The sequence below is a fragment of the Streptomyces sp. NPDC007896 genome (assembly GCF_042959425.1).
Taxonomy (GTDB): Bacteria; Actinomycetota; Actinomycetes; order Streptomycetales; family Streptomycetaceae; genus Streptomyces.
The window spans coordinates 75,729-85,644 of record NZ_JBIBKX010000029.1; the positions used below are offsets into that span (position 1 = coordinate 75,729).

The following is a 9,916-nucleotide window of genomic DNA, read 5'->3' on the forward strand; positions in this document are numbered from 1 at the left end:
TCGTGCCGGCTTCGTTGAAACTCCCGCATGCATGTATCCGGATGACCCTCGGCCGTCATGGGCGGGGTGAATGTGTGGTTCATGGCGTATGGGGCGATATTGGGCCGTACGTAACCCAGGGCTGAGACAGAGCAGCGGGACCGGGCGCGGTGCCGAGCAGGGGACCAGGCATGGGGCCGAGCACTCCGAGGAGGAAGTCCATGCGTGGAGCCACGTACGCCCGATGGGTCGTGAGCGCGGTGGCGGTCGCTCTCGCGGCGGCAGCCTGCGGAGGCGGGAGCGACGGCGGCACCCGCGGCAGCCACGGCTCCGGAATCCTCAGCGCTTCCTGGGGCGACCCGCAGAAGCCGCTCGAACCGGCGAACACAGGCGAGACGCTGGGTACCACGGTCCTGGACATGATCTTCCGCAACCTGAAGCGGTACGACGCGAAGACCGGCAAGGCCGAGAACATGCTCGCCGAGAAGATCGAGACCTCCGACTCGCAGAACTTCACGATCACCATCAAGAACGGCTGGACCTTCAGCAACGGCGAGAAGGTCACCGCGAAATCCTTCGTGGACGCCTGGAACTACGGCGCAAGCCTGAAGAACAACCAGCGGAACGCCTATTTCTTCGGCTACATCGACGGATACGACAAGGTCCATCCGGCATCCGGCAGCCAGACCGCCGACACGCTGTCGGGCCTCGTGATCGTCGACGACCACACCTTCATCGTCCGGCTCAACCAGAAGTTCTCGACCTTCCCCCAGACCCTCGGCTATGCGACCTTCGCCCCGCTTCCCCGGGCGTTCTTCGACGACCACGACGCCTGGCTGAAGAAACCGATCGGCAACGGCCCGTACGCCGTCGAGTCGTACACCCGTGCCTCGGGGATGTCCCTGCGCAGATGGGACGGCTATTCGGGAGACGACAAGGCGCAGAACGGCGGAGTTGACCTGAAGGTCTACACCGACAGCACCACCGCCTACACCGATCTCTTGGCGGGAAATCTCAGCCTCGTCACCGCGGTGCCGTTGTCACAGCTCAGAAACGTGCAGGCCGACCTCGATGGCCGGTACATCAACACCCCGGCCGGCGGCATCGAGACTCTGGCCTTCCCGTTCTATGACAAGGCGTGGTCCGAGCCGGGGACGGAGAAGGTGCGCAAGGGCCTGTCCATGGCCATCGACCGGAACCAGATCATCGACACCATCTTGCAGAAGAATCGCACCCCTGCGAGTGACTGGACCTCGCCGGTTCTCGGTGAGGGCGGCGGCTTCAAGGCGGGCCTGTGCGGTGAAGCCTGCGAGTACCACCCGGACGAGGCGAAGAAGCTGGTCCAGGAGGGCGGCGGCCTCCCCGGCGGTCAGGTGAAGATCTCATACAACGCGGACGCCTCTGCCAAGGAGTGGGTGGACGCGGCCTGCAACTCCATCAACAACGCGCTCGGCAACGACAGAGCCTGTGTCGGAAACCCGATCGGCACGTTCGCCGACTTCCGCAACCAGATCACCCAGTACAAGATGACGGGGCCTTTCCGGGCCGGCTGGCAGATGGACTATCCGCTGATCCAGAACTTCCTGCAGCCGCTCTACTACACCGGCGCCTCATCGAACGACGGAAAATGGTCGAACAAGGAATTCGACGACCTGGTAGACAGGGCCAACGCCGAGAGCGACAGAGCCAAGGCTGTCGGTATCTTCCAGCAGGCCGAGGAGATGGTCCGGGACGACATGGCCGGCATTCCCCTCTGGTACGTGCACGGTACCGCCGGCTATTCGAAGAAGCTCTCCAATGTGGCGCTGAACCAGTTCGGCGTTCCGGTGTACGAAGAAATCAAGGTCGGCTGATCGAGCCTCCGTCGCGGCCGGCCGTCTGCCTGAAGCCAACTGCCCGCGGCGGCCTGGCCGGGCGTTCATTTCCTGGAAGGTGTCGGGATAGCTGTGCTTGCCGTGGCTGTCGACGTGGCTCACGCCCGGCGAGGCGGGCATCGGGGCCGCCTCCGCGGCAGAAGCCGGATCGATGATTTCTTTGATGCGTCGTGAGCGTTCGGCGCATTGGCTCGTGGATCAGTGAGAACCGTGGCTGAGGTGCCAGGATGACCCGCGGATTGGTGAGAGGGAGAGCCCCTCGAGGAGTCCCGTCTCACCCTGCTGTCTCATTTGCTTGTTGGTGAGACTGCACTCCAAGTAGGCATGACCGGCACAGTGTGGTCATGTTCCGAAAACTCGGCACTCGACGGATCCGGGTACATCGGGTACAAGCCCGTGGAGGCGCCGCCGGGAAACCCCTGCCGTTGCGGGACCCCGGCGCCGCCGCCCAAGGGCCGCTATCAGGGAGGGTCATCAGTGGCGGTGATCGAGCGCGCCGATGCCGGACCTGGGCGTCACGCCACAGGCGCTGCCCTGGCTGGGGTGGGATGTGCCGGTTCCGCATGCCGCATTGCCGGAAGGCATACGTAAGGGCCTGGGTCAGTTCTTGGGCAGCTGGATGGCGTCGCGTACCCGGGCGAAGGTGTGGTCTTGATCGGCCATTCGGTTGGGCAGTGCGAAGAAGACGAGATGTGCTGTGCCGCTGGGGATGTTGAGCACGTAGTAGCTGTAGGCGATCTTGTCGGGTGTGCCGCGGCTGTTCGGATTGGTGAGTGTTCCGTTCAGGTGCCAGCCCTTGACGCCGTCCACGCGCGCAGGCGCCGGCTTACCGAGGGCGTCGTGACGGAAAGCGGGGCTGGCGCGGATCACGTCGGCTGCTTCGGCGGAGGTGTTGAGCTTCTGCGTTTCCCCGGTATGGCGGAGCATGATGCCGGTGAGGTTGGCCGGATCGGCGTCCACGATCTTCCCGGCGCGCTGCCATGCCTCCGTATCACCGTCGGTGAAGAGGCCGATGAGATGACTGGGCGTGTCGGCGTACATCACCGCGTCGGTGGCCGGATGGAACTGCCAGTTCGGTGGGCGCTCGAGCCGGAAGGGAGCCGCCTGCGTCCCCGTGTCCACCCAGGAGTTGTCGGGCCGTGAGGTGAACACCGCGGTGAGCACACCGGCCACAACGACGGCCAGGGCGGCCAGCAGCCCGAGTATCCGGCGTCTGGTTCGGGTGCGCGGGGCGAGCGGTGGGGCCGGTTCTCGGGGCCGCCGTTGCCCTACCGCAGCCTTCGGGGCCGGCCCCGGCCGTTTCGGAGCGTGGCGGCGCGGGGGTGGGGAGTTGGGCGGTGCGGGGGTAGGTGATGTGGCGCTGACCGTTTGGTCTTGCGCCGCTTCCGCTTCCGGTACTGGTACTGGTGCGGCGCGGAACGTCCGTCGTAGCTCCTCGATGATCGCCCGACAGGATTGCTGCCGATCTTCCGGCGCGCATGCCATGGCACGCTTGAGTACCGCATCGACGCCCGGTGGAAGGTCGTTGCGGTAGTCGGACACGTTCGGTCTGGGCTCGGACATGTGGGCCCACAGGACGGCGGCGTCGTCGTCGCAGGGGAAGGGCACCTGGCCGGTGAGCGCCTGGAACATGCCGCAGCCCAGCGAGTAGATGTCAGTTCGCCCGTCGAGAGGGCGGCCGGCTATTTGTTCCGGGGCGACGTAGGCGAGCGTGCCGAGGAAGTGGCCGGTGGTGGTCAGGCCGTTCAGGCTGGTCGAGCGCTTGGTCAGTCCGAAGTCGGTGAGGTAGACGTGACGCTGCGAGAGCGGCAGGGTGGCGTCGGAGAGAAGGATGTTGCCGGGTTTGACGTCCCTGTGCACCAGCCCTACGTCGTGGGCGGCGTCCAGCGCACCGGCGACCTGGGTGAACAGGGACATAACCTCCGCCACCGTCAGCTGGCCGTGTCCTTCCGGCGCGTGGGCGCGGCTGTCGAGAAGTGCGGCCAGGTCCTCACCGTCGACGTACCGCATGGCGATGTAGAGAAGGCTGTCCACCTCGCCTGCCTGGTAGATCGGCAGGATGTTGGGGTGGTCCACTGAGGCGGCCAGCTCCGATTCCCGTATGAAGCGGGCACGAAAGTTCGCATTGGAGCTGAGTTCGGGGGCGAGGAGTTTCAGGGCGACCGGCCGCCCCAGGGAGATGTCCCTGGCCAGGTACACGACGGCCATGCCGCCGCGGGCGATGTAGGACTCGATGCGGTAGCCGGCCAGTTCCTCGCCGGGTTCCAGCGTGATACGCGGTTGGATGGGCATCGCGATCGGGTCCTCAGCGTCTGGGGGAGGCGGCGCCGCAAGCGAAACAGAAACGGTCGCCGGGCGAGAGGAAGGCGCCGCACCGTGCGCAGTAGGTGCCCTGGGCCTTCGACGGCGTTGCGGCGTCCTCTTCCTGGTACGGCTCCGGTTGGTCGGGCGCCGGACGCTCGCGATCCTCCCCGGCGGAGGGTACGGAGCCGATTGGAGCCGTGGCCGGCTCGTTTTTTGCCGCTCTGAATCCCCGGAGCAGTGTGGAAACCAACGTGGCCCTGGCATCGGCGAGCGACGGACCAGCCGCAGCCGTCTCCTCGACCAGACGCAGTCGACGGTGCCTCAGGGCGAACGCCAGCACGCCGACCGCCAGGACGACAAGTCCGATGATCGGCCCGATCAGGGTCCAGTCAGTGCCGGAGGCGGCGGGGTTGTGGCCCGTGTGCGCGTCGACTGCGTCGCTCATGTCGGCGGGCGTGCCGGAATTGGCATGCGCGGCCTCGTGATAGCGGACGGCCACCGCGCCTTGTCCCGTGTCGTCCGCAGCGCTGTGGAGCCACGTCGCGGCGTGGCGGTACTCGTGCTTGGCGTACAGACTCAGCCCGTTGGCCATGCTGGAGTCGCCAGGTCCGCGTGCGGACTGTACGCCGCCTTTGTCCAACGCCTCGGTGATCCGGTCGGGGGGCACCACCTCCACCGAGTGGCCGGTGGGGCTCAGCATGCCGGTCACCGCACCGCGGGCGTTCACGAGAACCGATCCGGACATCCCGGTTCCCAGGCGCGTGCGCAGTGTGGCGATGTCCTGGGCCGATACCGATCCCTTCGCGTCGTACCGGCCTTGCACAGTGGCCGGTTTGGCTGTCGCGGCGGGAGTGGTGGGCCAGCTGATCGCCGTCCAGGGTTTGCCGGCCTGGGGGGCCGGTCCGAGCGCGACGGTGGCCGTCTTGCCGGGAATGGCGACAGAGAGGACCGCCACCGAGCCCGAGCTCGACAGAAGGGCCGCCGTCAGTGTCGGCGGCTTGTCGGCCGCGGTGTAGGGATGGACTTTGATCTCGGGTGTGATGGTGACGGCACAGTGCTTCCCTGGCTTGTCCAGCCGGTAACAGGCGTTGACGGCCGCTTCGAGCTTGGGTCTGCCGGGCACGTGCATGTGCTCGTAGGGGTCCGCGGGCAGTGGGACCCCCAGGGCCTGGTGCCATGCCTGGTTGACCGCGTAGACGGTGATGCGTTCACGGTCCAGTCGGACGGCTTCGGGGGAGCTGACCAGGGTGCCGCTCGGGTTGATGAAGGCGCCCGTGCCGCCGGCTGTCGTGTCGACGATTGATGGGAAGTGGTACTGCTTCATCGCGACCCAGTGAACGGCGACATCCACATTGGCCGCGACCTCGACACGAGCGATGCCATCGACAGCGTAGTCCTCCGGCGGGATGGTATCGGGCTGCATCGTGGCATGCCCGCCGTGCGAATGGGGGGTCGGCGGCGGAGTCTCGTCGCCGGGCAATCCCTGCCGCAAGGGCGCTGCGCGGCCGCTGGGATCCGGCGAGCCGGGAGAGACCTCATGGTCCTGTGACGTGGGCGCAAGCCGCGAATCATTGGCGAGGTTCGCCGTCGGCGCCGCGCCTGCGCAGGCGCTTGCCCAGACGAACAGCGATGCGGTGACGCATGCGCGGACCACCGGATGGCAGCGACTGTGGCGGCGGTGCGTGGATGCGGTGGTCATAGCGAACTCCGCTCGTGCGCTTCCCCCGGCGTCCCCCATCGTGATGGCCCTCTACCTCCACGCTGGACCTGGATGCCGCTTGGGTCAAGGCGAGGTCGGCGCGGTGGTCAGCGACGGCGCACAACCTCCGTTTGGTGCCGCCTGAGCAGCCGCTACGGCGAGACGGCAGCGCTTCGGACGCGAACCGCATGCGGCCCGTTGGACCCCTGCGCTGGAAACGCCAACCACCAACGCTTCGCCCAGCCCGGCAGAGCTGTGGCGTCAGGTGCTTCCCTTGTCCTGCCTGCGCTGCCACGTGCAGGACTGGCGGTTGGTGGCCGCTCCGGCTTCCGCTGTGGTCGCGGCCCCGACGACGTCCTTACGAAGGCGGTTGGACTGGCTAATTCACGCGGAGATGTCAGGCCCCTTCGCTGGACGGAGGCGGCCTTCGGCGAGTGCTGCCGACCAGGCGGTCGGGTGAGCGGTGGTGTGCCGTACCCGGGGCCGGCGGTCGGCGTACTCGGTCACTGGTATGCGACTGTTGCGGCCCGGCCGCCCAGGGGCGGCCGAGCCAGGCTTCGGAACGGTCAGAGGCTGCCTGGCGGCTTCGGTAGGGCAGATACCCGACGCCTCCGGCTCCGTCAAGTCCCGAATCCTCGGAACATGACCATACTGTGCCGGTCAGGCCTACTTGAAGTGCAGTCTCACCGAAGAGCAAATGAGGCAGCACAGTGAGGAAGAATCCCTCCAAGGATTCTCCATTTCACCGAACCGCGGTTATCCGACTTGGCGCTCAGCGGTCGTAACTGATCCACCAACCATCACGCCGAATTTTCTGCGGCACACCACAGAATTCCTCGGTATCAATGGGGAGAAAACCCATGATTCGCAATAAGCACAGCCACGACGACACCCGCCCCAAGCGACGGGGCCTTCGCCCTGCGCCGGTTGTCGCCTCGGCCATGGGGGCCGGGGGCATCATCGTTCCGGCTTCCGCTGCGGTGGCGGCCCCCATGCCCCGCACGTCGGCCGTGAGCCTGGTCGGCAGCCACAGCATGCACGCGCCCAGCCTGCCTTCGGATGATGATCGCGGGTGCTGACGTAGGCGGACGGCGCCTATAATTATGCGGAAGGATGAGCTTCAGCGTGGCGGACGGATTTCCTGACCCCCACGCCCCAAGCCTTCGGCGTAGTGGTGTGACACCCAGTTCATAGCGATCTGCCAGCTCAGCGGTGCCCCCAGAACGTGAGAGGCACGGCTTCCAAGATCATGGAGTCCTACCTTTCAAGCGCGTGTGCGGTGCCGGCCGGAGCGATCTCGCTACTGGGGGTCGACGAGTGGTTCGCCGACGCCCCGACGTATGTGCTCCAACAGGTCGGCGTCCGTCCCGATCCGCTCCCGCCCGGGTGGGTCCTGTTCGCCGGGACAACCGTCGGCCGGCTGCTGGCCGGTGTCGACGGCGACGCGCTGGACCGAGCGGTTGGAAGGCGGCTCGCGGACCGTCGGCCGAAGACAACTGGGGCCGTCGGGCTGCGCGGCCTGGCGGTTGACGGCGAGAGCCTGCGGGGTGCGGACAAAGCGAAGGGCCACAAGATCCGTCTGCTTGCCGCACTGGAGCACACCACCGGCTTGGTCCTTGCCCAGTTGGGCGTTGGCGAGAAGACCAGCGAGATCACCTGCTTCCAGCCGCTGCTGGACACCGTGACCGACCTGGCCAGTCGTGGTCGGCAGCGACGCGATGCACACCCAGCGCGAGCACGCCGACTACCTTCTCAGTCGTGCAGCGCCCTACATCGTGATCGTCAAGGGCAACCAGAAGAAGCTGCGCAGACAGCTCAAGTCCCTTCCCTGGAAGGACATCCCGCTTCAGGACCGCACCAACAGTGTCGGCCACGGCCGCTCGGAGATCCGCCGGATCAAGGTCGTCACCGTGAACTACCTCCTCTTCCCCGGAGCCCGCCGGCCATCCAGATCAAACGCCGCCACACTGACCGCAAGACCGGCAAGACCACCGTCAAGACCGTCTACGCCGTCACCAGCCTGACCGCCGAGTAGACCGCTCCGCCTCGGCTCACCCGACTCGTCCGCGACCACTGGACGATCGAAGGCCTGCACCACGTCCGCGACACCACCTTCGCCGAGGACGCCTCGCAGGTGCGGACCGGTAACGCGCCCCGCGCGATGACCACCTGGTGCAACCTCGCCGTCGGAGTCCTCCGGGCGACCGGAGTGAAGAACGTCGCGGCCGGCCTCCGCCGCAATGGCCGCGACCCCCGTCGCCCCCTCGCACACCTCGGCCTCGGGTGATGACTGTAAACCGGGCACTATCACGCCAAATCCCTGAATGCCCTCCGAAATAGTGATGAACCAGCCTGCCGACGCGTCGTGTGCTGCAAGGGATCAGCCCGCTGGGCGATCCTGCCCTTTCTCCTGGTTCTTTTCGTCCGTGGACCTACGCGTGCGAGGCGGGATCAGTACAGGAAGCGGTGCAGCGGAGCGGACTCGGTCAGCAGCATGGTGCCCCGGTGGGCGAGACGCTGCCACGCCTCATCCTGCGCGTATGTCAGCCTCACATCCTCGCCGTCGGCTGCCTCCAGCACCGCGAAGAGGGTGGCGGTATCAGCGTCGGGAGTGAGGTCCACCATCGAGAGCACGCGCGCCAACGCACCGACCAGGCCGACCGCCGTCTCCTCAGCCGAAAGGACGCTGCCGCGGAGCGCGGCGTCGACGCCTGACGAGTCGGGAAGATCCGGCGGTGCCACGAGGGTCCCGGACAGCTCACGCAACAGCGCGTACAGCAAGTCTGTTTCTTTGGTAGGCAAGTTGGCGATGCGCAGGCCCTCGTGTTCCCAACGACCATTCGGCGTCCACACCCGCGGTCCCCGCGCCACCGCTTCGGCCAGTGTCTCCCGGATATGCCGGACGGCCGCGAGCCCGTCCGCGAACAGCGCGTGATCACGCGCTCCACCAGCAGATTCGGCCAAGGGCGCCAGCAAGTGTTCCTCTACTCGGTCGCACTAAGCATCGAGGTCCGGGTCCACGACAACGAGGCGAACTAACGTGCGCTGCTCATGCTGCTCCATGTCGGACACTCTGCCAGTTGGCTCGAATAACCGTGAGTCGACTTGACCTCGGACCTCGGCGCTGGCGGCAGCCCTCACGGTCGCGGCCGTGTGCGAACTGCGTCATCCGGTCGATCAGGTCGGTCAGCTGGGTGGGAGTTGGTCGGGGCCGAGACGAGGCATCGGCCGACGGCGCCCACCGCCTGTTCCTTCGCCTAGATGTGGCGACACAGCCCGGCGATGCCCGGCCCGCCGTCGCTATCGAGGCGAGGGCGCCATGCATTCACCAGGTGGACCGGAGTGAGCATCTACGCAGTCACCAGCCTGACCGCCGGGCAGGCCACCCCAGCCCGACTCGGGGAACGGATCCGTGTTCACTGGAAAGTCGCGGCTCTGCACTACGTGAGCAGAGGACGGCTGCGGACCGGCAACGCACCCAGCCCCATGGCCGCTAGCGCAGCCTCGCCGTCGGAGCCCTCCGCATCACCGGAGCCGCCTACATCGCCGCCGGTCTTCGCCATAACGCCCGCGACCCGCACCGTCCTGTGCTCGGCGTCGCATGATCACGAAACGGGCATCAGAGGACTTCGCCGAAGCCCTGCCCTTGAGGCACGCGCCCGGAGAGCACGGCGTCGAACTGGAGAGTGCCGTAGACGAACAACGCGGAAGGGCGGGCAACGAGTCGGTTCGATAGAGGGCGTCTGAAAAGCCGGTCAGCGGGGCATACGGGCAGGTAGCGGGGTGGTGGCGCACTTTCGGGGGCTGGGGTGGGCGAGCCGCGCTCCCGATACTCGACGGATCTGCCCGACGCCGAGTGGGAAATCCTGTGACCGCTGGTACCGGCGGTGAAGCCAGGTGGACGGCCGGCCAGACACACGCGGCGGGAGATCGTCAATGCCCTCGCGTACTGGCTGCGGGCCGGGTGTGCCTGGCGGCTGCTGCCGCACGATCTGCCGCCCTGGCAGACCACGTATCACTACTGGCGGCAGTGGCGACGCGGCGGCCTGTGGGAGAGGAT

The 9,916-nt window shown here is 66.9% G+C and carries 7 protein-coding genes; 3 read left to right on the top strand and 4 right to left on the bottom strand.

Annotation, left to right across the window (positions count from 1 at the left end; translation table 11 throughout):
- Positions 1–200: 200 nt before the first annotated feature.
- Positions 201–1,832 carry an ABC transporter substrate-binding protein gene (locus ACFZDJ_RS51365; protein ID WP_391069904.1) on the top strand — a complete coding sequence of 544 codons (1,632 nt, stop codon included), beginning with the start codon at positions 201–203 and terminating at the stop codon, positions 1,830–1,832.
- A 621-nt stretch (positions 1,833–2,453) separates the two neighbouring features.
- Here ACFZDJ_RS51365 and ACFZDJ_RS51370 read toward each other — a convergent pair.
- The 3 genes from ACFZDJ_RS51370 to ACFZDJ_RS51380 all read right to left on the bottom strand — a co-directional run bounded on the left by ACFZDJ_RS51370 (position 2,454) and on the right by ACFZDJ_RS51380 (position 7,582).
- Positions 2,454–4,145, bottom strand: a complete 1,692-nt coding sequence (locus ACFZDJ_RS51370; RefSeq protein ID WP_391069906.1) for a protein kinase — start codon at positions 4,143–4,145, stop codon at positions 2,454–2,456.
- A gap of 13 nt (positions 4,146–4,158) precedes the next feature.
- On the bottom strand, positions 4,159–5,856 hold the full coding sequence (locus ACFZDJ_RS51375; RefSeq protein WP_391069908.1) for a zinc ribbon domain-containing protein: 1,698 nt from the start codon (positions 5,854–5,856) through the stop codon (positions 4,159–4,161).
- Between the two features lie 1,300 nt (positions 5,857–7,156).
- A complete protein-coding gene (locus ACFZDJ_RS51380) occupies positions 7,157–7,582 on the bottom strand; it encodes a hypothetical protein (RefSeq protein WP_391069909.1) in 426 nt (141 codons plus the stop codon).
- Here ACFZDJ_RS51380 and ACFZDJ_RS51385 point away from each other — a divergent pair.
- The gene (locus ACFZDJ_RS51385; protein WP_391069911.1) at positions 7,575–7,880 is read left to right on the top strand and encodes a hypothetical protein; all 306 of its coding nucleotides are present in this window, start codon (positions 7,575–7,577) and stop codon (positions 7,878–7,880) included. The genes ACFZDJ_RS51380 and ACFZDJ_RS51385 overlap by 8 nt on opposite strands.
- Positions 7,881–8,307: 427 nt before the next feature.
- Here the strand turns inward: ACFZDJ_RS51385 and ACFZDJ_RS51390 are convergent, their stop codons facing one another.
- Positions 8,308–8,832, bottom strand: coding sequence for a hypothetical protein (locus tag ACFZDJ_RS51390; RefSeq protein WP_391069913.1), 525 nt, complete (start codon positions 8,830–8,832; stop codon positions 8,308–8,310).
- An 899-nt stretch (positions 8,833–9,731) separates the two neighbouring features.
- On the opposite strand from ACFZDJ_RS51390, the gene ACFZDJ_RS51395 reads away from it, so the two are divergent.
- The coding region (locus ACFZDJ_RS51395; protein WP_391069924.1) for a transposase at positions 9,732–9,916 on the top strand (185 nt) is incomplete at its 3' end.

Bases quoted from the DNA above. Each gene is read 5' to 3' on its own strand.
- ACFZDJ_RS51375 (WP_391069908.1), bottom strand. From the start codon at position 5,856: ATGACCACCGCATCCACGCACCGCCGCCACAGTCGCTGCCATCCGGTG.
- ACFZDJ_RS51365 (WP_391069904.1), top strand. From the start codon at position 201: ATGCGTGGAGCCACGTACGCCCGATGGGTCGTGAGCGCGGTGGCGGTC.
- ACFZDJ_RS51370 (WP_391069906.1), bottom strand. From the start codon at position 4,145: ATGCCCATCCAACCGCGTATCACGCTGGAACCCGGCGAGGAACTGGCC.
- ACFZDJ_RS51385 (WP_391069911.1), top strand. From the start codon at position 7,575: ATGCACACCCAGCGCGAGCACGCCGACTACCTTCTCAGTCGTGCAGCG.